Here is a 24,776-nt window from a genome sequence, read left to right on the forward strand (position 1 = left end):
CGCTGGATCCTGCCGCTCAGCAGCCCGTTCACCGGGCGGATGGGTCCGGCCACCCGGCATCATCGGGTGGTGCTCCATGACGTGATGTGTCCGGGCGTCGACGCCCTGTTGGAACAGGCCCGGGCCGGACTGCGCCGGCTCACTCCGCACCAGACCGTCGAGGCGGTCCGCAACGGCGCGCTGCTGGTCGACACGCGTACCGAGGGGCAGCGGCGCGAGCAGGGCGAACTGCCGGGGGCGATCGTCATCGACCGGACCGTGTTGGAGTGGCGGCTGGACCCGGCCAGCGGCTGGCGGATCCCCGAGGCGACCGGGTATGACCGCATGGTAGTGGTGGTGTGCCGCGAGGGCTACAGCTCCAGCCTGGCCGCCGCCAGCCTCCAGACGCTCGGCCTGCGCCGGGCGACGGACATGATCGGTGGCGTGCAGGGGTGGCGGGAGGCCGGCCTGCCGATCTCCGACCGCCCGGCCGACGTGCGCTACTGAGGTGCGCCGGGCGGGATGAACGGCAGGCCCGACGGCGGCCCCGACTCGACCAGCCGCCACAGGGCGTCGGTGTCGAGGTGCTCCTCGACCAGGTCGCCGAGGAGGTCCAGGGTGCGCTCGCGGGCGTCGGCGAACGCGGTGTCCGGGGCGACCTTGAAGCCGGCCCGGCCGGCCAGCCGGGCCGCCTCGGTGAGGAACCGGCGGCGGAAGACGTCGGACTCGAAGGCGCCGTGCCAGTGGGTGCCGTGCACCGCGCCGAGCCGGGCACCCTCGCCGGTACCGTCGGCGTAGCGCAGCAGTGGTGGCAGGGCCGGGTCGGCGGCGGAGACGACGCCGTGGTGGATCTCGTAACCGTGGACCGGGACGTCCCCGGCGGCGGTGCCGGCGGCCCGCCGGACGGTCTTGCGCGGGTCGAAGGTGACCTCGATGGGCAGCAGCCCGAGCCCGGGGACGCTGCCCTGCCGGCTCTCCACGGGATCGTGGATCGCCCGGGCCAGCATCTGGAACCCGCCGCAGATGCCGAGCAGCGGCCGGCCGGCCGCGGCGTGCGCCGACACGGCGTCGGCCAGGCCGGTCTCCCGCAGCCAGGCCAGATCGGCCACGGTCGACTTGGAGCCGGGGAGCACCACCAGGTCGGCGGCGGCCAGCTCGGCCGGCTCGACGGTCAGCCGCACCCGGACCCCCGGCTCGGTGGCGAGCGCCTCGACGTCGGTGGCGTTGCTGATCCGGGGCAGCCGGACCACCGCCACGTCGAGCCAGTCGGTGCCCCGGGGCGCCGCCGGCCGGCCGAGCACCCGCCCGTACGCGAGCGAGTCCTCGGCGTCCAGCCAGAGGTCCAGCTCCCAGGGCAGCACCCCGTACGTCGGGCGGCCGGTGACCCGGTGCAGGATGTCCAGCCCCGGCTGGAGCAGCCCGAGGTCACCCCGGAACTTGTTGATCACGAAGCCGGCGACGAGCGCCTGGTCGGCCGGGTCGAGCAGGGCGACCGTGCCGAACATCGAGGCGAACACCCCGCCCCGGTCGATGTCACCGACCACGATCGTGGGCAGTCCGGCGTGCCGGGCCAGCCCCATGTTCACGTAGTCGCCGACCCGCAGGTTGATCTCGGCCGGGCTGCCGGCCCCCTCGCAGATCACCACGTCGTACGCGGCCCGCAGCTCGGCGAGCGCGGCGTAGGCGGTGCCGGCCAGCCGGGGACGCAGTTCGCGGAAGTTGCTCGCGGTGAGGGTGTCGACCGCCTCGCCGAGCAGCACCACCTGGCTGGCGTGGTCGCTGCCCGGCTTGAGCAGCACCGGATTGAAGCGCAGGTCCGGGGCGACCCCGCAGGCGGCGGCCTGCATGGCCTGGGCCCGGCCGATCTCGCCGCCGCGCCCGTCCGGGCCGACCACCACCGCCGAGTTGTTGGACATGTTCTGCGCCTTGAACGGCGCGACGCGCACGCCCCGGCGGCGCAGCCACCGGCAGATGCCGGCGGTGAGCACGCTCTTGCCGGCGTCGGAGGTGGTGCCGGCGACCAGCAGCCCGCCGCTCATCGCCCGCTCCCCTCGGACACTTCGCCCGCTGCGGACCGGGCCAGGCCGCGCAGCACCGACCGACCGGCCGCGCCGACCAGGCGACCGACGGTCACCGGGTAGGTGGCGGCGAGGCCGAGCGCGGCCAGGCCGACCGCGCCGGAGATGCGGGCGGCCCGCTTCAGGTGCCGGGCCTCGGGCCGGGGCCCGTCGCCGAGGAACGGTCGGGTCTCGGCGCGACCGAAGTAGATGTTGCGCCCGCCCAGCCGCACGCCGAGCGCGCCGGCCATCGCCGCCTCGCACTGGCCGGCGTTGGGGCTCGGGTGGTCGTTGCGGTCCCGGCGCCAGATCCGCAGGGCGGCCCGGCGGTCCCCGTGCGCGGCCGGCGCGACCGCGATGGTGAGCAATCCGGTCAGCCGGGCCGGAGCCAGGTTGAGCAGGTCGTCCAGGCGGGCGGCGGGGGTGCCGAAGCGGGCGTGGCGGGGTGAGCGGTGCCCGACCATGGCGTCGAGCGTGTTCGCCGCGCGGTAGCCCAGCAGGCCGGGCAGGCCGGCGACCGCGCCCCAGAGCAGCGGCGCGACGACCGCGTCGGAGGTGTTCTCGGCGACCGACTCGACGGTGGCCCGGGCCAGCTCCGACTCACCCAGGGTCGACGGGTCCCGGCCGCACAGGTGGTTGAGCCGGCCACGGGCGGCGGGCAGGTCACCTCGCTGCAGCGCCCGGGCCATCGCCCTCGACTCGTGGCGCAGGGTGCGACCGCCCAGCACGGTCCAGGTGCCGGCGGCCACCAGCGCCGCGCGGGCCAGCGGGCGACGCCGGGTGGCAAGGGTGCCGGCGACGCCGAGCAGCACCGGGGCGCCGACGGCGAGCGCGGTGAACACGGCTCCGGCCGTGCGGTCGGGCCGGTAGACGCGCTGCTCCAGGGCACCGGCGGCCCGGCCGAACCCGGCCACCGGGTGCCACCGGCGGGGATCGCCGAGCAGCGAGTCCAGGGCGTATCCCGCCACCAGTCCCGCCGCGTTCGCCATGGCGGTCGCCTCCCGCACCCGTCACCACCTCCGGCCGGCCAGCCTAGTCGTACGCGGGGTGGCCACGTCGGCGTCGCCACCCCGCTCCCCGTTGCACGATCCGATGGCTCAGGCGGGCACCGGCGTGCGCCGTCCGCCCCGCCGGCCCCGGCCGGTCGCGGTGACGCCCTCGATGTCGCCGGCCGGCGCCGGCCCGCCGGTGGGGTCGCCGGGCTCCGCGGCCGACTCGTCGTCGCCCTTCCCGTCGTCGCCCTCCTCGTCGTCGCCGTCATCGCCGTCGTCGGCGGTCAGGTCGTCGAACGGGTCGGCCGCCGCGTCGAAGTCACCGGACGGCGGCCCGTCCAGGTCGTCGGGAAGCCCGGGCCCGCCGTGCGGGGCGGCCAACTCCAGCGCGTCGAACTCGTCGTCGAACGGCCGGTCGTCGAGGGAGGTCGGCGCCTGCGCCACCGGCACCGCCTCGGTCGCCTCGCCGGGCACCCGGCGTTCCGCCTCGGCGTCCTCGACCGTGCTGGTCGCCCTGTTCGGGCGGTTGCGCAGGAAGCGCCCCCGGCCCCGGGACAGGTCATGCCCGACCGCCACCGCCTCCAGCTCGTAGAGGGTGCGGTGGTTGCCCGCGTCGTCGGTCCAGTCGCGGGTGTAGAGGCGGCCGGCGACGACCACCGGGTCGCCGACCATCACCGAGGCGGCCACCCCCTCGGCCAGCTTCCGCCAGCAGTTCACCCGGACCCGCAGGCTGTTCCCGTCCACCCACCGGCCGGAGTCCCGGTCGAGCCGGCGGGCCGTGGAGGCGACCTTGAAGTTGGCGACCAGGGTGTTGCTCTGCGTGGTACGGCGCCACTCAGGCGCGGTCAGCACGTTGCCGACGATGGTGACGTACGTATCGAACATCGCCCCTCCCAGGGAGACTCGGCTTGTCGGACCGAGCCTCGACCGGCGGCGCCCCGACCACCAGCCGCGCAGCGCCGGGCTGTGGACGACGGGCAGGCCTGTGGACAACGACCTGATCAAGGTCCCGTCTGTTAGGGACCACGGTCCCTGGGGCGGCGACCCGCGGCGCGACACCATCGACAGGTGTGGGCGGTTCCGGACCCGCACCGACTGGGTAGGGAGTTGATCAACCGAGAGAGAGGGCAGCGAGATGATCCTCCGCTCACTCCGTACGACCGATCGCGAGGTCCGGCGATGAGCGCCGTGACGAACCCGGCGACCGTGGCCGAGTGCCTGCGGGTCGGGGCCGGGTTCGCTCAGGGCGACCGGAACTGGATCGCTGAGCAGTTCGCGACCTTGGACGCCCGGCTCGCGGGATTCCACGCCGACGCGACCGAGCTGGAGGTGTCGGTCAAGGACCGGGACGCCCGGGGCCAGAAGGTGACCCTGGAGTGCTGGATCGCCGGCCGGCAGAAGATCGTCACCACCTCCGGCGAGGAGGACCTGCACGCCGCGCTGAACGACGTCCGGGACGACCTGCGCCGCCGGCTGAACGACGCGAAGACCCGGCAGGAGCCGCGCCACAACAAGCACCTCCGGGAGAACGGCCAGGAGGGCGTCCCCGCGCAGGCCGCCGAACGGACCGACGCGGAGACCGGCTGAGCCCCTCCGCCCCCGTCCGCACCGGTGCGGGCGGGCGGGGGCGCGGGCTACCGCCGGGTAGCGTGGCGGCGTACCGTCACGGTCGTGGAACCCGACGTGCTGGGACCGCCGTACGAGCGGCAGACGATCGACCTGGGCACCGACGGCGAGGGACCGGTCGTCGCGACCCTGGTCCGCCGCCGGGCCGAGCGCCCGACCGGCCGCGCCGTGCTCTACGTGCACGGCTTCGTCGACTACTTCTTCCAGACCCACGTCGCCGACTTCTTCGCCGAGCGGGGCTGGGACTTCTACGCGCTCGACCTGCGCAAGTACGGCCGTAGCCTGCTGCCGCACCAGACCCCGAACTTCTGCCACGACCTGGCCGAGTACTTCCCCGAGCTGGACGCCGCCGCGAAGATCATCCGCGACGACGAGGGGCACGACACCCTGCTCGCCCTGGGCCACTCCACCGGCGGCCTGATCGTCTCGCTCTGGGCGCACGCCCGCCGCGAGGCCGGGCTGGTCGACGGGCTCGTCCTCAACAGCCCGTTCTTCGACATCAACGCCCCCTGGCTGGTCCGTCGACCCCTCGCGGCCGCCGTCTCCCGGCTCGGCCGCAGGGCGCCGCACCGCATCCTCCCGTTCGGGCTCGGCACCGTGTACGGCGAGAGCCTGCACGCCGACCACCGCGGCGAGTGGCGGTACGACCTGGCCTGGAAGCCGCTCGCCGGGTTCCCGGTGCGGGCCGGCTGGATCAACGCGATCCGCGCCGGCCAGCGGCAGCTCCGGGCCGGCCTGGACATCCCGGTGCCGGTGCTGCTCGCCTGCTCCACCCGTAGCTACCGGGGCACCAGGTGGCACGAGAAGGCGACCCTCGCCGACGCGGTGCTCGACGTCGAGCACATGGTCCGCTGGGCGCCCCGGCTCGGCCGGCACGTCACCCTGGCCCGCTTCGACGGCGGGCTGCACGACCTGACGCTGTCCGGCCCCGCCGTACGGGAAAGGGTCTTCGCCGAGGTCGGACGGTGGGCGGAGGGCTTCCTCGGGACCGGCCCGACCGACCGGGTGCCGGACGGCCCGCCGGCGGCGCGGCGGCCGGCCGAGGACCCGGCCGGCGCGGCCGCCGAGGGCTGAGACCCGCCGGTCAGCGGAAGCCGGCGGTCGCCGCCGCGAGGGCCGACCGGATCCGGTCGAACGTCGCGACGGGGTGGCCACCGCCCTCGCCCGACAGCACCAGGCCGAGGCAGTGCAGCGCCAGGTCCCCGTCAGGACTCGTCTCGACGCCGAACACCGGCGCGCCGACGTACCCGGCGGGAAGCTCCGTGTCGACCCGCAGCCCGTCGCCGTCCCGGACGACCCGCTCGATCACCGCTTCGAGAGGCCGCGACCCGTCGTCGCCGACGCCGAGCGCCAGCACGAACGCCGAGCCGGGCTCCGCGCCGACCCGGGCGACCGCGTCGGCCCCCGCGACCACCGCGTCGGTCACCTGCTGGGTACGCCACCGCCAACCCCGGTCCTCGGCATAGCCGTGCAGCCCGCCGGTGGGCATCGCGGCCAGACCCGGCTCCGGCAGGTGCAGCCACCGGTCGGGGAAGCCGGGTAGCACGATCGGCTCCGCCGCCGCGTCGGCCGGCTCGGTCACGCTCGGCCGCAGACCGATCTCCCCGTACGCCGCCCGGGTGGCCGCGTCCGCGGTCAGCAGCCACTCCTGCACCACGTCCCCGTCGTCGGTGGCGCCGACCAGTTCGGTGTAGAAGAAGGCGGTGCCGAAGCCGTGGCCGGCCGCGCCCGGCCGGTCGTACTGGCTGACGGGCAGGATGGACCGCCCGAGCAGCTGGCACAATTGGTAGACGATCTCGTTCTCGGTTTCCTGGTCGAGCAGCACGTCGCCGAGGGTACGGACCTCGGCCGGCGCGGCTGCCCGAGACCCGCAAATCCCGGGTGCCCGCGGAGAAGCCCTCATGGCACCCTGATCATCGGCGAGGCCGCGACCACCCGTTCCCCCGTCGGACCCGGGTACGGCGGTACCCTCTTGGCGCGACACCGTCGCCGCGCGCCCGTAGCTCAGCGGATAGAGCAGGGGACTTCTAATCCCAAGGCCGCAGGTTCGAATCCTGCCGGGCGCACCAACGCTGTCCCAGGTCAACGGCATTTCGCTGCCGACCTGAGTAGACCTGCAAGGTGCCGAACCCGGTCACGGCGCCTGGACTGGGCTCATGCCGGCGACCTGAGTGACGCCAGACCGCCGGGAAGGTCCGGCACTCGTCACACCGAGGTGTGGCTTGCGCGAGTCGGCTCTCGGTGGCACCGCGAGAGTCGTGCCTTACTCGGCCCAGGGCTGGAAGCCGGTGTCGAGGACGGCTTCGAGGGAGGCGCGCAGTCGGGCCGCCGCGCCGGCTCCGAACTTCTCTTCGAACCGGGTCTGCATCGCCTCCCACAGTGGAAACGCCGCCTTCATCCGGGAGAGGCCGTCCGGCGTGATCGAAACGATCCGTGCACGTCGGTCGGCTGCCGACGGCTCGACGGTGACCAGGCCTTCCCGCGCGAGCGGCTTGAGGTTCGAGGCCATCGTCGTGCGGTCCATGGCGATCATGTCAGCGAGGCTGCTGATGGTCATGTCTCCGTGAGCACTGAGCTTCTGCAGGATGCTGAACTGCGTCGCACGAAGACCGGACGAGGCCAGCGCCTTGTCGTAGGTCGCGCCGAGATACCGGGCTGCCTTGCGCAGTGCCAGGTTGTTGCACCGGCCGATGGGTCTCGTCACCGCAGTGTTCATCGTGTCCTCCAAGCTTCCCCAACACCAGAATAGGAGCAACTGCTCCCATATGTGAAGGGGGTCACCTCGGCTCGACGGGCCGTTCCGCCAATAGGAGCATATGCTCGTAACTCCGCCAGTGGAGCTGCCTGGCGGTCCGCTGTGCGACCGAGGCAAGGAAGAAGGACATCCCATGGATCTGAGGCTCGAACTCATCATGCTGCCGGTATCCGACGTCGATCGGGCCAAGGCCTTCTACGAGGCGGCGGGATTCCGCCTGGATCTCGACAAGGCCGTCAGCGAGGAGTGGCGGGCGGTGCACTTCACGCCGCCCGGTTCTGAGTGCTCGATCATGTTCGGCCGCGGGATCACCTCCGCCGCACCCGGCTCGGTCCAGGGCCTGTACCTCGTCGTCTCGGACATCGAGGAGGCCCGCGCGGAGCTCGTCGGTCGCGGCATCGAGGTGAGCGAGGTGTTCCACGATGCCGGCGGGACCGTGTACCACGGCCACGACGGCGGAGACGTCGTCCACCGCGCCGGCGGCCAGGCGCGGATCGCCGGCCCGCACCCCACCCGTGCCGACTACGGCTCCTTCGCCACCTTCAGCGACCCGGACGGCAACGGCTGGGTACTCCAGGAGGTCAAGAAGCGGGCCCCCGGCCGCTGACACCACCTCAGTCACCGAGGGCGCGACGGGCCGGGCGCAGCCTACGTGGCGGCCGGCCCGTTCCGCCCTCGGCGCATGGGACCGCGTCGGCCGCGTCGCCGCGCAGCTCCCCGACGAAGGACCAGCGCGTTGCAGGTAAGGGCCAGGCACCGAGAGGCGGCTGCCGCCGGGCGCCCTCCGCTCCCCTTACGTGACCACCGCCATACGCCGTACGGTGCCCCAGCTGGGCCGACCGGTGACCGGGGCACAACGGCGCCCGGCCGAGATCCAGGCCCGGGCCACGGCCCTCCCTCGGCGACCCGAGGCGCGACCTCGGGCACCGTCGCCGGCACGCAGCGGCATCAGCGGGGCGCTTCGACGGCGAGCCGGCGCACCGCAGACACGACCAGGGCGCCTCGGCCCGGCAAGCCCCGCTTCCGCGGAAGCCGCAAGATCGACAGAGTTACAGGAGCAGTGATGGAGGAAGCGGTGACGAACGAGGCACCCCGCACCTACGACGTGGTCGTCATCGGCGCGGGCCCGGTCGGCGAGAACGTGGCCGACCGGGCCAGCGCCGCCGGGCTCAGCACCGTGATCGTGGAGCGCGAACTGCTCGGCGGCGAATGCTCGTACTGGGCCTGCGAGCCCAGCAAGGCGCTGCTACGGCCGGTGCTGGCACGCGCCGACGCCCGCCGCGTCCCCGGGCTGCGCCAGGCAGTGGCCGGGCCGCTGGACGTCGAGGCGGTCCTCGCGCACCGTGACAAGATGTCCGCGTACTGGAACGACGAGAACCAGGTCGGCTGGCTGAACGCAGTCTCCGTCGACCTGATACGCGGCCACGGCCGGCTCGACGGCCCCCGCCAGGTGGCGGTGCAGACCCCTGACGGCGACACCGTCCGGCTGACCGCACGGCACGCCGTCGCCATCTGCACCGGCACCAGCGCGGCCCTGCCCGACACACCCGGACTCGACACCGTACGCCCCTGGACCAGCCGTGAGGCCACCAGCGCCGACCACGTACCAGGCCGTCTCGCCATCGTCGGCGGCGGCGTGGTGGCCGTCGAGATGGCAACCGCCTGGCAGGCGCTCGGCGCCCAGGTGACCATGCTGGTCCGCGGCGACGCCGGACTACTGCCGAGGATGGAGCCGTTCGCCGGCGAACTGGTCGCGGACGGGCTTCGCGAAGCCGGCGTCGACATCCGGTTCGGGGCCTCTGTGACATACGTCGCGCGCGAGGACGGCGAGGTGCGGATGACGCTGGCCGACGGCGCAGAACTGGCCGCCGACGAGATCCTGTTCGCCACGGGCCGAGCCCCGCGGACGGCGGACCTCGGCCTGGAGACCGTCGGTCTCACCGCGGGCGACTGGCTGACCGTCGACGACACCGGCCGGGTGACCGCCGTCGCCGACGGCTGGCTCTACGCCGCCGGCGATGTCAACCACCGGGCACTGCTGACCCATCAGGGGAAGTACCAGGCCCGGATCGTCGGCGCCGCCATCGGCGCCCGCGCCAAGGGAGAGCCGGTCGACGACGCCAGGTGGGGCGGGCACGCCACGACCGCCGACGGCGCGGCCGTGCCGCAGGTCGTCTTCACCGACCCGGAGGTCGCGTCCGTCGGCCTGACCACGCGCGAGGCGGAACGGGCCGAACGCCGGGTCGAGGTGGTCGACTACGACATCGCACGCGTCGCGGGCGCCCACCAGTACGCCGAGGGCTATCGCGGCCAGGCCCGCATGCTGGTCGATGTGCACCGCGGCACGGTGGCGGGGGTCACCTTCGTCGGGCCCGGCGTCGGGGAACTGCTGCACTCGGCCACCATCACGGTCGCAGGCGAAGTGCCGGTGGAACGGCTCTGGCATGCCGTGCCCGCGTTCCCGACGATCAGTGAGGTCTGGCTGAGGCTGCTGGAGACCTACCGGGACCGGCAGCAGGAACGAAATCGGCCGTAGTGTCGCACCTGATCGCGGGCACACGGTGCACCAGCATGGCACCGGCAACTAGTGGGATCATGCGGAAACGATGATCGGTTCGTCCGGTAACCCGTCTGTGAGCAGGTGCCGGAGCAGTTGAGGAAACCCGGCGGGCCACAACGTATCTCGGCTCAACGAACTTCGCTCGGGTCGCCTGGCGCGGGTCTGGTAGCCCAGAGTGGACCGTGCGGAGTGGCGCATGACACGGCGGTCGCCCGGTGCCGACTCAAGTGATGGTGGCCACGATGGCGGTAACGCGCAACAACGGGCCAGGAGCAGCAACAATGGGTCTGGAAAAGGAGGGAACCGTGCTTGAGGAGCGTGAGTCCGGGATGCGGTTCTCGGACGAAGAATTCGCGGCTCAGCGTATCCAGCGGTTCGGCCGGTTGCCCGCCCAGATACGACCCGAGGATCACGTCGTACTGGTCGAGTCCAGCGCTCGCCCCGGCCGGCCGGCGGCGGCTGGCAGCGATGATGAGTGGATGGTGCGCAACCCGTGCTTCTGACCGCCGACCAGATCTAGGCCACCGCCGGCCGTGGGATTGGTTGAGCGGCAGCAGCTGATGGCTTGCCGAGGAATAACTCGCTGATTCCGGTTCTTCCGGCCACAAATGTGATATGAGGTTCCACGACCTGCGAAGGTCCGTGCAGAGGTGCAAATGCTGGGCCAACGGTAGTCCAGACATCGCTGCAGGTCGCGGGCCTCTAGCAAACCTTAGGGATCACCTGTCAGTGCCGTTACCGCCATTCGGACAGCCAAGGCCACTCACTGACCCCCTGGCGGCGTCCTATCGCTGAGCGCGCCAGCGCTTGACGTCGTGAGCGACCAGTACCAGCCCCAGCAGGATCATGGGCACTCCGAGCCAGCGCCTCCAGTCATGCGCGCTCGTCACGTAGTCCACTCCTCCGCCCGTCAGGACCAGTCCCGGAAGAAGTCCCAGAACACGCCCGCCCTCCCGCCGCTCATCTGTGCCGAGACCGTACCGCTGGACCCGCCCTCCGACGCCCGACGCCCGCGGCGCCAGCCCGACGTGCAACCTTTCGCCCCGCCACCGGCGACATAGAAGCGACCAGAGCCCACCGTCCACGCGGCCGAACTAGGGAGCAGGATGCGGCCAGACCTCGAACGGGAGTACGTCGAGTACGTGCAGGCGCGATTGCCCCGCCTACATCGAACGGCGTACCTACTCTGCGCCGACGCGTTCCAGGCGGACGACATCGTCCAGGCGACGCTCACGGCGCTCTACGTGAACTGGAAGCGCGCCGCCGGCGCCGACAACCTCGACGGGTACGTGCACCGGATCATGATGCGGCGCTACCTCGACGAGCGGCGGCGCGGGTGGTCCAAGGTGCTGCTCGGCGACCGCCTGCCGGAGCAGTCCGCCCCGGTCGATCACGCCGTGGAGGAGCGGGACGCGCTGGTGACGGCGTTGCGATCGCTGCCCAGGGGGCAGCGCGCCGTCGTGGTGCTGCGCTACTTCGGCGACCTGTCGGTCGAGGCGACCGCGGAAGCCCTCGGATGCTCGACGGGCAACGTCAAGAGCCAGTGTTCGCGGGGGCTTGCCGCGCTGCGTGAGGCGCTCGACGGACGGCAATCGGTCACGGTCGCACAAGGAGGGAGGGATCGGTCATGAACGAGGAACAGGAACTGCGGGACCGGCTGGCAGCGGTCGAGGTGCCGCCCAGCCGTATCGAAATTGACGCACTGGTCAGCGCCGGTCGCCGGCGTGCCTTTCGCCGCCGCTCGGTCCAGGGGGTCGGGGGCGTGGCGCTGGCGACAGCCCTGCTGCTGGCGGTGCCGTCGATCCTGACCAGGGCGGGAGCGCAGCCGGCCGCCGGCCTGGCCGAAGCCTCGGCCGATCCGACAGCCACAGTGGAGCCGACCGGCGCAACCGACCCGACCGCGTCACCGGCGGCGACGGCCTGGGACGGCCACTGCACGATGATGGAGCTGCCTGTGCCGGGCGGCATGAAGGACGTCACGGCCGACGCGGTGGATCCGGCCGGGTGGTACGTGGTCGGGAACAGCGTCGTCGGGCAGGACTTCCGGCCGGTGCTGTGGACCGACGGGCAGCCGCAGGCGCTGCCGGTGCCCGGGCAGTCGGTCCAGGTGACCGCCGTCAACTCCAGCGGGATCGCGGTGGGCCTGGTGGAGAACGGGCCGCAGGAGGAATACGTCTTCCGCTACGAGAAGGGCGCGTACACGCGGCTGCGCACCCCGCCGGGGAACTGGCACGTGTACCCGACCCCGGCGATCAACGCGGGCGGCGACGTCGTCATCAACGCGGAGCCGCGCGGGAACTCGGGGGGCAAGGACAGCATCGTCCTGCTGTGGAAGGCCGGGTCGACGACCGCGGCAAAGCTGCGGCTTCCCGACGGCGCCAACGCCTACGACATCACCGACGACGGCACGATCGTCGGCGCGATCTACCGCAACGGCGTCGCGACCACGGCGTACGCCTGGGACCAGCAGGGCAAGGGCCGGAAGCTGAAGGCGCCGGCCGGCGAGACCGGCGCCGCCTACGCGGCAGAGGGCGACTGGGCGACGGGCGGCCTGTGGCCGTCCCATTCCGGCGCGCTGTGGAACATCCGGACCGGCGAGGTCACCGACCTGGACAAGGAGGGACCGGGACAGTCGGTCAACGCGGTCGGCTGGGTGGTCACCAATGGCGTCCTGGTGCGGGACGGCGCCGCTGTCGACCTCAGCGTGCCGAGCGGGCAGGCCGGCTTCGCCTCGGCCGTGTCCGACACCGGACTGGTCGTGGGTCAGGCGCGAAGCAGTGACAGCAACGACCACCAGAACCTGGGACCGCGCGTGTGGCGATGCTGACGCAGCCGTAGGCGACGGCGCGGCCGGTGGCGGGGAACCGCACCGGCCGCGTCGTCGCCGCCCGGGGCGTCATTCCCCGACGGTGCCGAAGGTCGGCGCGCCGGCGCTGCCGTACGTCAGCATGGTCACCCCGCTGGGCGAGGTGCGGCTGTCGGTCATCCGCAGGCCCGCCGGCGGCACGCCCTCGGCGAAGAGTCGCTGCCCGCGGCCCAGGACCACCGGGAAGACCAGCAGGTGGTACGTGTCGATCAGCCCTTCCCGCATCAGCGACCGGGCCAGCGCGCCGCTGCCGTGCACCTGGAGCTCGCCGCCGGGGCGGTCCTTGAGCTCGGTGATCGCGGTAGCCAGGTCGCCGTCGAGCCGCTGCGAGCCGGACCAGGTCAGCTCGTCCTTGCGGTTGGTGGCGACGTACTTGGGCAGCCGGTTGAGCGGGTTGTCCGGTCCGCCCTCGGCCGGGTCGGTGACGTGCGGCCAGTAGGCGGCCATGATGTCGTACGTGCGCCGGCCGAGCAGGAGCGAGTCGGCCCGGCCGAGGATCTCCCCCATCCACCCGCCGACGGTCTCGTCGAAGTGCGGCGGCAGCCAGCCACCCAGGTCGAACCCGCCGCTGACGTCCTCGTCCCGGCCGCCGGGGGCCTGCATGACGCCGTCCAGGGTCAGAAACGTGGTGACGGTGAGTCGCATGACGTGTCTCCTCCGGTCGGGCCGGCCCCGCGCCGGCTCTCACCATGCCGACGGCTGAAACGGCACCAATTCGACGACACCAACGACAATGTGACCTAGGCCACATCAGGTCAGCGACCGTCGGCGGACGGCAGCGGCACCACCCGCTCCTCGTGCACCTGGATCTCGGCGCGGAACCGGTGCGCGGTCGGATGCCAGATCTCGTCGAACGGGCCCATGACGTCCCCGCCGACCCCGCGCCGGCGGACCCGGGCCGCCAACCACCGCAGGAGCGCCAGGACGGCCCCGAGACAGCCGACGACGAGCAGGATCGCCAGGACTTCCGCCATCGACCCACCGTACGGCAGCCGCCCGCCGGTGGGGCGACCGAGAACGACGGGCGAGGTGGTCGCCGAGATCGGCTGACCGTCAGGGCTTCCGGGCGAACAGGTACGCCTGTGGGTGCCGCAGCCCCTCACCCGGCTCCTGCCGCATGGTCGCGGTGACCAGGTGGGTGGGCTCGGTCATCCGCCGACCGTAGCCTCCGGGACCCGCTCGTAGACCGAGACGTGGCGACGGCTGGCGGCGGTGAACGGGGGTGCGGTCCCAGAAGTCCCAGCGTTCGCGCAGCCGCATGCCGGCCAGCCGGGCCATCAGGTCCAGCTCGCTCGGCCAGCAGTACCGCAGCCCCAGCGGGCGCAGCGTGGTGCCCGCCGCGTCGAAGGTCACCCGCTGGTAGGTGACCGCCTGGGCCACCGGGTCGTGCTGGAGGAACTCCATGCTCACCGAGTCCTCGTCGATCGCCCGGGTGGTGACCCGCTGGTTCCGGTCGAACTCGGTCAGGTCCTGGATGAACGCCTCGACCACGAAGCGGCCGCCCGGGGCGAGGACCCGACCGACGTTGACGAAGCAGTCCACCTGCCGGTCCTGGTCGGGCAGGTTGAAGAACGTGTTGAAGACCAGGTACGCGAGGTCGTACGGCCCGTCCACGGCGACGTCGGCCATGTCACCGAGCACCACCGGGATGTCGGCGCCACCGGCCCGGGCGCGCAACTGCTCCAGCATCAGCGGTGAGCCCTCGATCCCCTCGACGGTGATGCCGCGTCGGGCCAGCGGCAGCGCCACCCGCCCGGTGCTGATGGCGAGTGGTCGTTCAGTCCACTCATGACGGCCACTCAACCAACGGCCTCCGGGACGCGCCATCGAATTCGTTGACAGGCCGACCGCTGTTCCTCGGTGCCCCCGTACCCGATCCGCACGAGGTTGCCCAGCAGCGGTGGCTGCTGCGCGCGGCGGCGGTGACCGCCGCCCTGCCGCCGCTGCTCGCGCTGCTGGCCGCGGCCCGCGAGCGTCGCCGCGGTCCGGCCCTGGCCTGGTCGGTGGCGCTCGTGCTCGGCATCGCCGTCGCCGTTGCCCTGCTCCGCGCTGCCGCCGGCTGACCCCGTCCGGCGCACCGATGCCCCGGGACGGCAGCCGTGGATCGGATGGCACTGCCACGCTCGCCGGTCCGGACGCAGGAAGGGGTGAGGCGGCGGCCGGGGGATCCGGCCGCCGCCTCGCCGCGCCGGTTGAGGCGCGGGTCGCGGCGCCGTACGGAGGACCGGGGGGCTGGTCATCCGGGCGGGGCCGCGGTGCCGACGCCGGGCGGGCGGGAGGGGGGGGTGTGCCCGCCCGGCGTCGGAGGTCAGTTGGTGGGTCGGGCGGTCGGCTTGTGGCCGGCGTCCGGGGCGTCGGGCCGGGCGGTCGGGGCGGTGGTCGGGCGGGCGCCGGGCTTGCCCGCCGGGTGGCTCGGGGTGGCCGTGGGCCGGGCCGCCTGGCTCGGCTTGCCCTTCTCGGTGGCGAGCAGCCTGTCGCAGTACGCCGCCACCTTCTCCTGGTCGCCGGCGGTGGTGATCAACACGCGGAACGCCGGGTTCTCCAGCGCCTTGCCCGGGTTGTCGCCCGCACCGGCCCGGTACGCCCGGCAGAGGCCGACCAGGTTCGGCGAGGGGCTGCCCTTCGCGTCACCGGCGCCCTTGCCCTTGTCGGCCGCGTCGGACGGCTTGCCGGTGGCGTGCGCCGAGGGCTTCGCGGATGGATCGGTGAGCGGGTTGGGCAGGGTGCCGGTCGCGGCGGCGAACGCGACCCCACCGGTGGCGGTGACGGCGACGACCGCCGCGCCGACCTTGAGGGTGAGGAGTTTCGCGAGGGCGATCTGTGACATCAAACGGCTCCGTTAGGGGGTTGGTGTACGGACGTGCCGTCCCGCGCCTCCGGAACAGCGCACCGCCCGACGAGTGCCGGACGGTGGGACGGACGCACCGGGCGACCAGCAGCGGGCTGGGGACGGCCGGCTGACAACGCGTACCGACGACACCGCTGAGTGATCAGTCGGCGACGCCGGAGGCGTGCTGGTCGAAGATCCGGTGCATGCATTCCGTGCCCCTCAGCGCCGCCGCTGCGCCAGATGTCACACCGTCACCGTCCGGCACCGCGACCCAACCGACGGCGACCGACGGGCCGGTCAGGTCAACCGACCGGCGCCGGCCGCGCGCCAAGCGGCAGCGCGGCCAGCCCGAACGCGGCGAACACCGCCCGGTCCTGGAAGACCACGTTGCGGCTGACCCGCCCACCGGTGATGGTGAGCACCTGGAGGGTGTGCGGCAGGTACCCGTCCCCGTCCCGCACGTACGCGGCCAGCGCGGGCTGCCCGTTCGCGGCGGTGGGGACCAGTCGCCAGTCGGTGCCGCGCAGCGCCAGGATCCGGGCGATGAACCGGCCGTAGCGCTCCCGGCCGACGTACCAGTTGAGCACCGGCGGCATCTCCAGCACGGCGTCGTCGGTGAGCAGCCGGGTCAGCCCGGCCACGTCGGCCCGCTCGAACGCCGCCATGTACCGGTCGACCAGCGCCCGCTGCTCCGGGTCGGCCGGCTCGGTCACCTGCTCCTCCCGGACCGCCGTCGCGCCGAGCCGGGCCCGGGCCCGCTGCAACCCGCTGTTCACCGCCGCGGGCGTGGTGTCCAGGGCCTCGGCGATCTCGGCGGTCGACCAGTCGAGGACCTCGCGCAGGATCAGGACGGCCCGCTGCCGGGGCGGTAGCAGCTGCATCGCGGCGACCAGCGCGAGCCGCAGGCTGCCCCGGGCGGCGACCACGGTGGCCGGGTCGAGCAGCGCGTCCGGCAGCGGCTGCAACCAGGGCACCTCGCCGACCACCATGGGCGCCTCCGGGTCGGGGTTGGGCGCCACGAAGTCCGAGGGCAGTGGCCGGCGGACTCGGGTCCGCAGCGCGGTGAGGCAGGCGTTGGTGGCGATCCGGTGCAGCCAGGTGCGCAGCGAGGCGCGCCCGTCGTCGTACCGGTCGAAGGCCCGCCACGCCCGCAGCAGCGTCTCCTGCACCAGGTCCTCCGCCTCGTGCACCGAGCCGAGCATCCGGTAGCAGTGGGCCAGCAACTCCGGCCGGTACGGGCCGGTCCGCCGATCGAAGTCCTCGCTGGTCACCGTCACCGCTCCACCCTCCCGGCCGCACGCCCTCCCCATACCTACCGGCTCGGTCGCCGGAATTCATCCCTGCCGGGTCGATGAGTTGCGGCAGGCCGCCAAGTAGGTACCGGCGGAAGGTACCCCGTGCGGAAGGACGACCATGACCGACACCACGACCATCGACACCCGAGCCCGGGCCACCTGGGTGCTGGCCCGGGGTGCGGCCGGGTGGCGGGTCGAGGCGTACCACAAACTGCCCGGCCTGACCGCCGTCCCCGGCCGCCCGCTCCGCAGGCGGGCGGCCGCGGGCGGTCACGGGGTGAACCGGACGCTGACCGGCCCCGCCGGATAATCGGGATGATCCGCTCGGCCGGGTCGTCCACCATCGACGTATGCCGCACCATCGACCGGCGGAGCCGGACATCCAGCGTTACTACACCGAGGTGTTCGCCGAGGCGGATCGGCTGCACCGGACGCCGCAGGGCCGGCTGGAGGCGCGGCGCACCCGGGACCTGCTCGCCCGTCTGCTGCCCGCGCCGCCGGTGACGGTGCTGGACGTCGGGGGCGGCACCGGCGCGTACGCGGGGTGGCTGGCGTCGGCCGGGCACCCCGTGCACCTGGTCGACCTGGTGCCGGCGCACGCGGCCGCCGCCCGGACGGCATACCCGGAGGTCACCGCGACCGTCGGGGACGCCCGTGCCTTGCCGCTGCCCCACAGCTCGGTCGACGCGACCCTGCTGCTCGGCCCGCTCTACCACCTCACTCGGCGGGCGGACCGGGTGACTGCGCTGCGCGAGGCCGCCCGGCTCACCCGCCCCGGCAGGCCGGTGGTCGCGGCGGTGATCAGCCGCAACGCGGCCCTGATCGACCTCACCGCACAGGGCCGGGTGGACGAGCGCAGCCGCCCGCTGCTGCTCCGGGAGTACGCCACCGGGGTGAACGACCCGGAGACCGGCTTCACCACGGCGTACTTTCACCGGCCGGAGCAGGTGGTGGCGGAGTTCATCGCGGCGGGCCTGCCGGCCCCGACCCTGTACGGGGTGGAGGGTCCGCTCTGGCCGCTGCTGAACGCGCTGGACACCGGCCCGGAGGACCGGCTCTTCGCCGACGCGGTGGCCTGTGCCGAGGCGTTCGAGCAGGACCCGGCGGTGCTCGGCGCCAGCTCCCACCTGCTCGCGGTCGCGCCCGCCTGAGTGGTTGACAGCCGGCGGCGAGGGCCGCGGTCGCGGGCCGGAGAGCAGCGGGTCAGCGGGCGTCACGCATCCAGAGCGGCAGTGCGCGGGTGTCGTCCTGGCCGTGGCCGGCGGCGTGCACCGCCTCGCCCACCTGCCGGGCGGCGTCGACCAGCGGCAGCCGGGGCTCGACGGCCAGGCAGAGCCGCAGGTCCTTGGTGAGCATGTCGACGGCGAACCCGGCGGTCCCCGGCGGCCCGGCCTGGAGGACCTGGCGGACGCCCGGGTAGGCCGCGCCGAGCGGACCGGCCGCCATCAGCTCGTCCACCACGTCGGCTGGGAGGTCGAGGGTGGCGGCGAGGCGGAGCGCGTCGCCGATCCCGGCGAGGGCCAGCCCGAGGCTGAGGTTGCGGACCAGCTTCGCCGCACTGCCGGCCCCGGTCGTCCCGACGTGCCGCACCTGCCGCGGGTCGCCCCAGAGCTCCAGTACCGGGCGGGCCGCCGCGACGTCCGGCTCCTCGCCGCCGGCCAGCACGCCGAGGGTGCCCTCGGTGGCCGGGCCGACCGACCCGTAGACCGGCGCGTCCACGTAGCGCAGTCGATGCTCGCGCAGCCGGGACGCCATCCGCCGGGAGGCGCCGGGGCCGATCGTGCTGCCGTCCACCACCAGCGTGTCCGGGTCCGCGCCGGAGGCCACCCCGTCCGGGCCGAGCAGTACCTGCTCGACCGCCTCCGGGTCGGCCAGCATCAGCACGACCACGTCCCGGTCGGCCGCGGCGGCGGCCGGGGTGTCCGCCACCGCGGCCCCCTCGGCCGCCAGGGCGTCGGCCTTGCCTCGGGTGCGGTTCCAGACGGTCAGGTCGTGCCCGGCCCGGAGCACGTGTCGGGCCATCGGCGTGCCCATTCGACCGAGCCCGAGGAAGGCGACCCGGAGTCGCCGCGCGTCGTCACCCATGCCGGCAGTCAACCGCACGGCCGGCTCGCCCGCGCGGCGACCGGCGGGACCGCGGCCACCGTTCGGCCCAGCGACGCCCCGCACCAAGGGTGACTAGTTGCGGTTTGACATGTTATTCTCCGGCGTCGATCCAGGCCGGACGGACCCGACCGGGTCGCTGCCGGAAGGACCTCCCCGATGCCGGTCGTAGCCGCCACGACCTCGCCGCCGACGCCACTGGGCGGGCCGGCCGGCGGCGCGTTGACCCTGATCTTCACCACCGTGCCGGCGCTGCTCCGGCTCACCTGCGGCCTGGTCGCCGCGGTGGTGGCCCTGGCGGTCCGCACCCCGCCCGTCCGGGTCGCGCTGCTGGTGCCGGCGGTCGTCGCGCTCACCGCGTGGTCCGCCTGGTACGCCGTCCGCGCGTTCCGGCACGGGATCGGTGGCGGGCTGGTGGCCGGCGACGTCGCGCTCACCACCGCCGCCGGGTTGACGATCCCCTGGCTGGTCGCGCCGGAGGTGCTGCCCGGCGAGGTCAGCTGGATCGCGGTGCTGGCCAGCACCACAGTGATCAACGCGCAGCTGACCGCCCCGGCCCGCTGGTCGGTCCCGGCCGGGCTGGTGGTCACCATCGCTTACGCGGCCGGCGCGACCGCCGCCGGCAACCCGGCCGAGGCACGGGGGCACGCGGTGACCCTGCTGGTGCAGATCGGCTGCGCGGCGATGATGAGCGCGGTGATGCGGCGCCGGAGCGGGCGGGCGGACGCCGCCTTCGCCGACTATCAGCGGCTGGCCCGGGACGCGGTGGTGGCGCGTACCGCCCGGGAAGCCGAGCGGCGGCAGAACCGGGATCTGCACGACACGGTGCTCGCCACACTGACCATGGTCGGGCTCGGCGCGGTGCCCGGTCCGTCGGCGGCGCTGCGCGAGCGGTGCGCGGCCGACCTGCGTACCCTCGCCGCGCTGGCCGACGCCCGGTCGGTGCCGACGCCCGGCACGGTGGCGCTGGACGACCGGCTGCGCGCGATCCTCGCCCGACTGCCCGAGCTGCCGGTGGCCGCGACGCTGCCGCCGTGCGCGGTGCCGGCGGAGGTTGCCGCGGCCGTCGCCGACAGCGCCGCCGCCGCACTGGCCAACGTGGTGCGGCACGCGCCAGGTTCGTCCGCCACGCTGCGCCTGACCCGGGTCGGGGACGCCGTCGTGGTCGAGGTGGCCGACGACGGGCCCGGCTTCGACCCGGCCACGGTCCCCGCCCACCGGTACGGGCTGCGCGAGTCGATCCACGGCCGGATGTCCACGGTGGGCGGTCGGGCAGAGGTGACTTCCGCCCCTGGCGCCGGCACCCGGGTGCGGCTGGAGTGGACCGGTGTCGACTGAGTCCGGTCCGGCGTTGACCGCCGCCGCCCCCGGCTCGTGGGCCGGGGCGGCCCGGCGCGTCCTCCGGCCGCGGATACCGGAATCGGCGCACACCGAGCCGGCGGCGGGTCGGCCGGTGGGCACCGCGGCGGCGAGCGCCGTCGCCGACGCCTCCGACCGGGGCGCCCGGGTCGCGGCGGTCACCGTCGCGCTGGCCTGGCACCTGGCGATCGACCTGCCGGGGCTGCTCGGGGCGGGGCTCGACCCGGCCGCCTCGGCGATGGTCGCCGCCGGCTGGCTGGTGACCGCGGCGGTCGGCGTAGCGGTCGGCGTACGCCTGCTGCGCGGCGGGCTGCCGCCCGCCCGGCGGCTGACGGTGCTGCTGCTGGTGGTCGACGCGGCGGTCTTCACCGCCGCCGGAGAGCGCGGACTCTTCGACGACGCCAACTGGGCGTGGGGCGGGCTGGTCTGGTTCTTCCTGCTGGTGCTCTGGCGGCGGCCGGTCGGATGGCTGCTCGCGCTGCTCGGCGCGCATGCGGCGATCGCCCTCGGCGCGGTGCTCGGCCACGGCACCACCGCCCCGGCCGATCTCACCCGGTACGCGATGTACGTCTACGGCACCTCGTCGCTGCCGGTGGCGTTGTTCGCCGGTGCCGCGGCGATCACCGTCCTGGCCTGGAACCGGGCCGACACGGCGGCCGCGGCGCTCGCGGTCGAGGCGGAACGGATCGCGGCGGAACGGGCCCGCCGGGAGCGGCAGGCCCGGCTGGCCCTGGCCGGCGGCACCGCCGAGGAGGTGCTCGCCGCCCTCGCCGCCGGCGAGGCCGACCCGGCCGACCCCGAGGTGCGCCGCCGCTGTGTGCTGGCCGCGGCTCGGCTGCGCCGGCTCATCGCCGAGTCGGACGACGTGCCCGATCCGCTGCTGCACGAGCTGCGCGCCGCCGCCGACCTGGCGGAACGCAAGGGCCTGCCGATCGAACTGGTCGCCGTCGGCAGCCCGCCGGAGCTGCCCGTCGAGGTACGCCGGCGGCTGGCCGACCCACTCACCACGGCGCTCTCCGACGCCCGCGGCTGGGCCCGGCTTACCGTGGTCGCCAACCCGGACGAGGTGGTGGTCAGCATGGTCACCCCCGACCACGAGGGGCCGGATGCGACCGGCCCACCCGACCCGGGCGGGGACGGGCCGGTGGACCAGGTGGAGGAGCGGGGCGGGGGGATCAGATGGACGCAGATCAGGTGGCGGAGGACGTGACCGGCGGGCGGCCGATCGGGGTGGCGATCGTGGACGACCATCCGGTGGTCATCGACGGGGTGCGCGCCTGGCTGGCCACCGAGCCGGGGCTGTGCGTACTGGCCACCGGGGACGATCCGGACGCGGTGCTGCGGGACGCCCCCGACGCCGACGTGATCCTGCTCGACCTGCGACTGCACGGGCGGATGATGATCGACAAGCTGGCCGAGCTGAGCGCCGCCGGGCGGCGGGTGGTCGTCTACTCCGAACACACCGACCCCGACACCATGCTCGCCGCGCTGGACGCCGGGGCGGCGGCGTTCCTCGCCAAGCACGAGGGGCGCGAACACTGCGTGGCAACCGTGCTCGCGGCGGCGACCGACCGCCCCTACGTGCCGCCGGCGCTCGCCGGGGCGATGGTGGGCGACCACCGGCCGGACCGGCCGGCCCTGTCCGACAAGGAGCGTGAGGCCCTGCTGCTGTGGTTCCAGTCGATGTCGAAGGCGTCGGTGGCGCGCCGGATGCGGATCAGCGAGCACACCGTGAAGCAGTACGTGGACCGGGCGCGGATCAAGTACGCCCGGGCGGGTCGACCGGCCGCGACCAAGGCGGCGCTGCTCGCCCGGGCGATCGAGGACGGACTAGTCCGGCCGGAGGAGATCTGCGTCTACCGGTCACAGGCGCGGTCCGACCGGCCGACCCCCTAACGGGTGTCATGACAGCCGCCCCCGCGTCGACCAGGCTCGACGTACCGCCAACCGTCACCGGGAGGTCGTGACCGTGCAGGAGGACGCCGCTCCCTTCTTCATCCGGCCGCACCGCTTCGACGCGGATGACGACGCCACCCGCCCCCTGCTCGACCGGCGCCACGCGCTCGTCCCCGAACCGGGCGAACAGGTGCTCGGCCAGCACCCGCTCCAGGTGGCCGGGCACCTGCTCGGCCCGACCGAGAGCGCCCGCGCCTGGAGTCTCCCCGCGCCGGCCACGGTCACCGTGACCGAACGGCGGCTCGCGTACGTGTGCTCCGGTTCGGAACTGTCCCTGGTCCCCGGGCGGGACGGCCGGGCGGGTGCCCGGCACCGGCGCTCGGTCCGGCTGTCCCGCCTGGTCAGCGGCCAGATCCGCTGGCAGTGGCCGTCCCGGCTGGAGCTGTCCGACAGCCCGGACGGCGAGGTCGAGCTGCGGGTGGTCTGCGACGCGCTACGGACGATCCGGCAGCCGGCGCTCGCGCTCACCGGGCCACCCGCCCTGGTCACCGCGCTGGCCCGGCAGGTATGCCGCGCGGTGGCCGCGTTCCGGCTGATCCACCCCGAGCTGGTGGACCTCTCCCCGCCGGAGCGGGACACCCTGTCGACCCGGGTCGGCGCGGTGCCGGCCCCGGGTCGCGGCGCGGTGACCCTGCCCGGGTCGCTGCCGGTGGAGTTCCTGTCCCGCGACGACTACTACCGACCGACCGCCGACGAGACGCCCGACTGGCCGCGCCTGGGGTCCCCGGCGCGGGACCGCCCCGGCTCCGCCTGCTGACCCGGGTCAGCCGGCGAGGGCCAGGCTGGGGCGGGTGCGGGCGCGCAGCCGGCGGAGCATCCGGGCGTCGGTGAAGCCGACCGCCCGGGCCGCGGCCTCCACGGTGGCGCCGTGCCCGATCAGGTGCTCGGCCCGCTCCACCCGCAGCAGTTGCTGGTAGCCGAGCGGGGTCAGCCCGGTGACCTGCCGGAACAGCCGGCTCAGCGTGCGCTCGGAGACGCCGCAGGCGGCGGCCAGGTCGGCCAGCGGCAGTGGCTCGGCGTAGTGCGCGTCGATCAGGTCCTGCGCCCGGTGCACCGCGTCGGACAGATGCGAACGGTGCCGCATCATCGCGCTGGCCTGCTGCTCGTGGCCGTTGCGCCGGGCGTACACGACGAGGGCGCGGGCGACCCGGGCCGCCGCGGCCGGGCCGTGCCGGGTGGCCACCAGGTGCAGCGCCACGTCGATGCCACTGGCGATGCCGGCCGAGGTGACCACCCGGTCGTCGACCACGTAGAGCACGTCCCGGACCACCCGGGCCGCCTGGTGCCGCCGGGCCAGCTCGTCCTGCACCTCGTGGTGGGTGGTGCAGCGCCGTCCGTCGAGCAGCCCGGCCCGGCCCAGCGCGAAGGCCCCGGCGCAGACGCTCGCCACGGTGCCGCCGGCCGCGTGATGGTCGGCCAGCCGCCGCAGGTCGTCGCGGCCGACCGGCCCCGCCGGGCCGTGCGTCGACACCCGCCACCCGGGTACGACCAGCAGGCCGTCGCGGTCCAGCGGGGGCCAGTCGGTGTCGGCCCGCAGGGTCACCCCCTGCACGGTCGGCACCTCGGGGGTGGCGGCGACGTAGTGCAGCCGGTAGTCGTACCCGATGTCGGCGGCGGTGGAGAAGACCTGGGCCGGCCCGGCGAGGTCCAGCAGGTGCACCTGCGGGACCAGCAGGAAGACGACGGCTCCAGGCCGCGGCGCGGCGCCGGACGCGCCGGGCTGGAGCCGTCGGTCGACCCGGGCCATCAGGTCACGCTCCGACCGGGACCGCGCCAGGCGCGCCGGGCTGGAGTTGTCGCACGACCTCGGCGACGGTCCGCACGGTGGCGAACCGGCCGGCCAGGGCGTACTCGGTGCGGGCGATCACGTCGTCGGTGGAGAGGGTGCGCGGGTCGGCGAGGATCTCCGCCAGCGAGGCGTCCGCCGGCAGGTCCCGGTGCGGGATGGGGAAGGTGACGGTCGCATCGGTCACGAAGGTCATCTCGTACCCGAGGTCGGCGCCGACCCGGGTGGTGGTCTCCACGCACTGCTCGGTGCGGATGCCGCAGACCGTGATCTCCCGGATCCCGGACAGGGTGAGGAGCTGCTGGAGGTTGGTGGTGGTGAAGGCGTTGTGTGCCGTCTTGACCAGGGTCGGCTCCCCGGCGACCGGGGCCAGGCCGTCGATCAGCCGGACGTGCCCGTGGGCCGGGTCGAAGACGTCACCGCTGCCCGGCTCGGCGTGCAGCACCCAGACCACCAGGTCGCCGCGGCGGCGGCCCGCGTCGACCAGCCGGTTCACCTGGTCGACGATGGCGGGCTGGGAGGCGCACGCCCAGTTCGGGCGCTGCCGGAAGGACTCCTGGACGTCGATGACGACGAGTGCTGCTCTGCTCATGACTTCGATCCTGGCCGGGC

At 74.1% G+C, this 24,776-nt stretch carries 28 protein-coding genes and 1 tRNA gene; 16 read left to right on the top strand and 13 right to left on the bottom strand.

Annotation, left to right across the window (positions count from 1 at the left end; all coding sequences use genetic code 11):
* Positions 1 to 84 precede the first annotated feature (84 nt).
* Entirely contained in the window at positions 85 to 486 is a 402-nt protein-coding gene (locus ACFYOS_RS16065) for a rhodanese-like domain-containing protein (protein ID WP_387141522.1), read from the top strand.
* Here ACFYOS_RS16065 and ACFYOS_RS16070 read toward each other — a convergent pair.
* The 3 genes from ACFYOS_RS16070 to ssb form a co-directional block, all read right to left on the bottom strand.
* Positions 480 to 2,018 (bottom strand): cobyric acid synthase, encoded by a 1,539-nt coding sequence (locus tag ACFYOS_RS16070; RefSeq protein WP_387141218.1) that lies wholly within the window; start codon positions 2,016 to 2,018, stop codon positions 480 to 482. The two genes, ACFYOS_RS16065 and ACFYOS_RS16070, sit on opposite strands and share 7 nt — an antisense overlap.
* Positions 2,015 to 3,025, bottom strand: a complete 1,011-nt coding sequence (locus ACFYOS_RS16075; protein WP_387141525.1) for a cobalamin biosynthesis protein — start codon at positions 3,023 to 3,025, stop codon at positions 2,015 to 2,017. Before ACFYOS_RS16075 ends, ACFYOS_RS16070 begins: the two co-directional genes overlap by 4 nt.
* 108 nt (positions 3,026 to 3,133) lie before the next feature.
* Positions 3,134 to 3,913: a single-stranded DNA-binding protein gene (gene ssb / locus ACFYOS_RS16080; RefSeq protein ID WP_387141221.1), complete on the bottom strand. Its 780-nt coding sequence runs from the start codon at positions 3,911 to 3,913 to the stop codon at positions 3,134 to 3,136.
* A 294-nt stretch (positions 3,914 to 4,207) separates the two neighbouring features.
* Here ssb and ACFYOS_RS16085 point away from each other — a divergent pair, with 294 nt between their 5' ends.
* The gene (locus ACFYOS_RS16085; RefSeq protein ID WP_387141224.1) at positions 4,208 to 4,615 is read left to right on the top strand and encodes an HPF/RaiA family ribosome-associated protein; all 408 of its coding nucleotides are present in this window, start codon (positions 4,208 to 4,210) and stop codon (positions 4,613 to 4,615) included.
* An 84-nt stretch (positions 4,616 to 4,699) separates the two neighbouring features.
* Entirely contained in the window at positions 4,700 to 5,728 is a 1,029-nt protein-coding gene (locus ACFYOS_RS16090) for an alpha/beta hydrolase (protein ID WP_387141227.1), read from the top strand.
* Positions 5,729 to 5,738: 10 nt separating this feature from the next.
* Here the strand turns inward: ACFYOS_RS16090 and ACFYOS_RS16095 are convergent, their stop codons facing one another.
* The gene (locus tag ACFYOS_RS16095; RefSeq protein ID WP_387141230.1) at positions 5,739 to 6,479 is read right to left on the bottom strand and encodes a hypothetical protein; all 741 of its coding nucleotides are present in this window, start codon (positions 6,477 to 6,479) and stop codon (positions 5,739 to 5,741) included.
* Positions 6,480 to 6,647: 168 nt separating this feature from the next.
* Between ACFYOS_RS16095 and ACFYOS_RS16100 the strand changes: the two genes are divergently transcribed.
* A tRNA-Arg gene (locus tag ACFYOS_RS16100) sits at positions 6,648 to 6,723 on the top strand.
* Between the two features lie 194 nt (positions 6,724 to 6,917).
* Here ACFYOS_RS16100 and ACFYOS_RS16105 read toward each other — a convergent pair.
* Positions 6,918 to 7,370 (bottom strand): MarR family winged helix-turn-helix transcriptional regulator, encoded by a 453-nt coding sequence (locus tag ACFYOS_RS16105; RefSeq protein WP_387141233.1) that lies wholly within the window; start codon positions 7,368 to 7,370, stop codon positions 6,918 to 6,920.
* Positions 7,371 to 7,542: 172 nt separating this feature from the next.
* On the opposite strand from ACFYOS_RS16105, the gene ACFYOS_RS16110 reads away from it, so the two are divergent.
* The 5 genes from ACFYOS_RS16110 (at position 7,543) to ACFYOS_RS16130 (ending at position 12,796) form a co-directional block, all read left to right on the top strand.
* Positions 7,543 to 8,016: a VOC family protein gene (locus tag ACFYOS_RS16110; protein ID WP_387141236.1), complete on the top strand. Its 474-nt coding sequence runs from the start codon at positions 7,543 to 7,545 to the stop codon at positions 8,014 to 8,016.
* 468 nt (positions 8,017 to 8,484) lie between these two features.
* Positions 8,485 to 9,945, top strand: coding sequence for a dihydrolipoyl dehydrogenase family protein (locus ACFYOS_RS16115; RefSeq protein WP_387141239.1), 1,461 nt, complete (start codon positions 8,485 to 8,487; stop codon positions 9,943 to 9,945).
* Between the two features lie 305 nt (positions 9,946 to 10,250).
* A complete protein-coding gene (locus tag ACFYOS_RS16120) occupies positions 10,251 to 10,472 on the top strand; it encodes a hypothetical protein (protein WP_387141242.1) in 222 nt (73 codons plus the stop codon).
* 603 nt (positions 10,473 to 11,075) lie between these two features.
* Positions 11,076 to 11,600, top strand: coding sequence for a SigE family RNA polymerase sigma factor (locus ACFYOS_RS16125; protein WP_387141245.1), 525 nt, complete (start codon positions 11,076 to 11,078; stop codon positions 11,598 to 11,600).
* Positions 11,597 to 12,796 carry a hypothetical protein gene (locus tag ACFYOS_RS16130; protein ID WP_387141248.1) on the top strand — a complete coding sequence of 400 codons (1,200 nt, stop codon included), beginning with the start codon at positions 11,597 to 11,599 and terminating at the stop codon, positions 12,794 to 12,796. The genes ACFYOS_RS16125 and ACFYOS_RS16130 overlap by 4 nt, the downstream gene beginning before the upstream one ends.
* A gap of 69 nt (positions 12,797 to 12,865) precedes the next feature.
* On the opposite strand, the gene ACFYOS_RS16135 is transcribed toward ACFYOS_RS16130, so the two are convergent.
* The 3 genes from ACFYOS_RS16135 to ACFYOS_RS16145 form a co-directional block, all read right to left on the bottom strand.
* Positions 12,866 to 13,480, bottom strand: coding sequence for a dihydrofolate reductase family protein (locus tag ACFYOS_RS16135; RefSeq protein WP_387141251.1), 615 nt, complete (start codon positions 13,478 to 13,480; stop codon positions 12,866 to 12,868).
* A gap of 110 nt (positions 13,481 to 13,590) precedes the next feature.
* Positions 13,591 to 13,809, bottom strand: a complete 219-nt coding sequence (locus tag ACFYOS_RS16140) for a hypothetical protein (RefSeq protein WP_387141254.1) — start codon at positions 13,807 to 13,809, stop codon at positions 13,591 to 13,593.
* Between the two features lie 79 nt (positions 13,810 to 13,888).
* Positions 13,889 to 14,662 (bottom strand): class I SAM-dependent methyltransferase, encoded by a 774-nt coding sequence (locus tag ACFYOS_RS16145; protein ID WP_387141257.1) that lies wholly within the window; start codon positions 14,660 to 14,662, stop codon positions 13,889 to 13,891.
* Positions 14,663 to 14,670: 8 nt separating this feature from the next.
* On the opposite strand from ACFYOS_RS16145, the gene ACFYOS_RS16150 reads away from it, so the two are divergent.
* Complete coding sequence (locus ACFYOS_RS16150) at positions 14,671 to 14,898, top strand: hypothetical protein (RefSeq protein ID WP_387141260.1); 228 nt, start codon at positions 14,671 to 14,673, stop codon at positions 14,896 to 14,898.
* A 245-nt stretch (positions 14,899 to 15,143) separates the two neighbouring features.
* On the opposite strand, the gene ACFYOS_RS16155 is transcribed toward ACFYOS_RS16150, so the two are convergent.
* Together ACFYOS_RS16155 and ACFYOS_RS16160 are read right to left on the bottom strand one after the other, a co-directional pair.
* A complete protein-coding gene (locus ACFYOS_RS16155) occupies positions 15,144 to 15,662 on the bottom strand; it encodes a hypothetical protein (protein ID WP_387141263.1) in 519 nt (172 codons plus the stop codon).
* Positions 15,663 to 15,967: 305 nt separating this feature from the next.
* Positions 15,968 to 16,975, bottom strand: coding sequence for a sigma-70 family RNA polymerase sigma factor (locus tag ACFYOS_RS16160; protein ID WP_387141266.1), 1,008 nt, complete (start codon positions 16,973 to 16,975; stop codon positions 15,968 to 15,970).
* 103 nt (positions 16,976 to 17,078) lie between these two features.
* On the opposite strand from ACFYOS_RS16160, the gene ACFYOS_RS16165 reads away from it, so the two are divergent.
* Positions 17,079 to 17,270, top strand: a complete 192-nt coding sequence (locus ACFYOS_RS16165) for a hypothetical protein (protein WP_387141269.1) — start codon at positions 17,079 to 17,081, stop codon at positions 17,268 to 17,270.
* A gap of 40 nt (positions 17,271 to 17,310) precedes the next feature.
* The gene (locus tag ACFYOS_RS16170; protein ID WP_387141271.1) at positions 17,311 to 18,111 is read left to right on the top strand and encodes a class I SAM-dependent methyltransferase; all 801 of its coding nucleotides are present in this window, start codon (positions 17,311 to 17,313) and stop codon (positions 18,109 to 18,111) included.
* 52 nt (positions 18,112 to 18,163) lie between these two features.
* Here ACFYOS_RS16170 and ACFYOS_RS16175 read toward each other — a convergent pair whose 3' ends face one another.
* Positions 18,164 to 19,045, bottom strand: a complete 882-nt coding sequence (locus ACFYOS_RS16175) for an NAD(P)-dependent oxidoreductase (protein ID WP_387141274.1) — start codon at positions 19,043 to 19,045, stop codon at positions 18,164 to 18,166.
* A gap of 177 nt (positions 19,046 to 19,222) precedes the next feature.
* On the opposite strand from ACFYOS_RS16175, the gene ACFYOS_RS16180 reads away from it, so the two are divergent.
* The 4 genes from ACFYOS_RS16180 to ACFYOS_RS16195 all read left to right on the top strand — a co-directional run bounded on the left by ACFYOS_RS16180 (position 19,223) and on the right by ACFYOS_RS16195 (position 23,135).
* A complete protein-coding gene (locus tag ACFYOS_RS16180) occupies positions 19,223 to 20,401 on the top strand; it encodes a sensor histidine kinase (RefSeq protein WP_387141277.1) in 1,179 nt (392 codons plus the stop codon).
* A 73-nt stretch (positions 20,402 to 20,474) separates the two neighbouring features.
* A complete protein-coding gene (locus tag ACFYOS_RS16185; RefSeq protein ID WP_387141528.1) occupies positions 20,475 to 21,632 on the top strand; it encodes a hypothetical protein in 1,158 nt (385 codons plus the stop codon).
* The gene (locus ACFYOS_RS16190; protein ID WP_387141280.1) at positions 21,602 to 22,318 is read left to right on the top strand and encodes a response regulator; all 717 of its coding nucleotides are present in this window, start codon (positions 21,602 to 21,604) and stop codon (positions 22,316 to 22,318) included. The genes ACFYOS_RS16185 and ACFYOS_RS16190 overlap by 31 nt, the downstream gene beginning before the upstream one ends.
* A 73-nt stretch (positions 22,319 to 22,391) precedes the next feature.
* Entirely contained in the window at positions 22,392 to 23,135 is a 744-nt protein-coding gene (locus ACFYOS_RS16195) for a hypothetical protein (protein WP_387141531.1), read from the top strand.
* A 6-nt stretch (positions 23,136 to 23,141) separates the two neighbouring features.
* On the opposite strand, the gene ACFYOS_RS16200 is transcribed toward ACFYOS_RS16195, so the two are convergent.
* Together ACFYOS_RS16200 and ACFYOS_RS16205 are read right to left on the bottom strand one after the other, a co-directional pair.
* Positions 23,142 to 24,125, bottom strand: a complete 984-nt coding sequence (locus ACFYOS_RS16200; protein ID WP_387141283.1) for a GlxA family transcriptional regulator — start codon at positions 24,123 to 24,125, stop codon at positions 23,142 to 23,144.
* Positions 24,126 to 24,129: 4 nt separating this feature from the next.
* Positions 24,130 to 24,756, bottom strand: coding sequence for a cysteine hydrolase family protein (locus ACFYOS_RS16205; protein WP_387141286.1), 627 nt, complete (start codon positions 24,754 to 24,756; stop codon positions 24,130 to 24,132).
* Positions 24,757 to 24,776: the final 20 nt, after the last annotated feature.

Origin of the sequence: Micromonospora sp. NPDC005806, assembly GCF_042871425.1 — a bacterium.
GTDB lineage: Bacteria > Actinomycetota > Actinomycetes > Mycobacteriales > Micromonosporaceae > Micromonospora.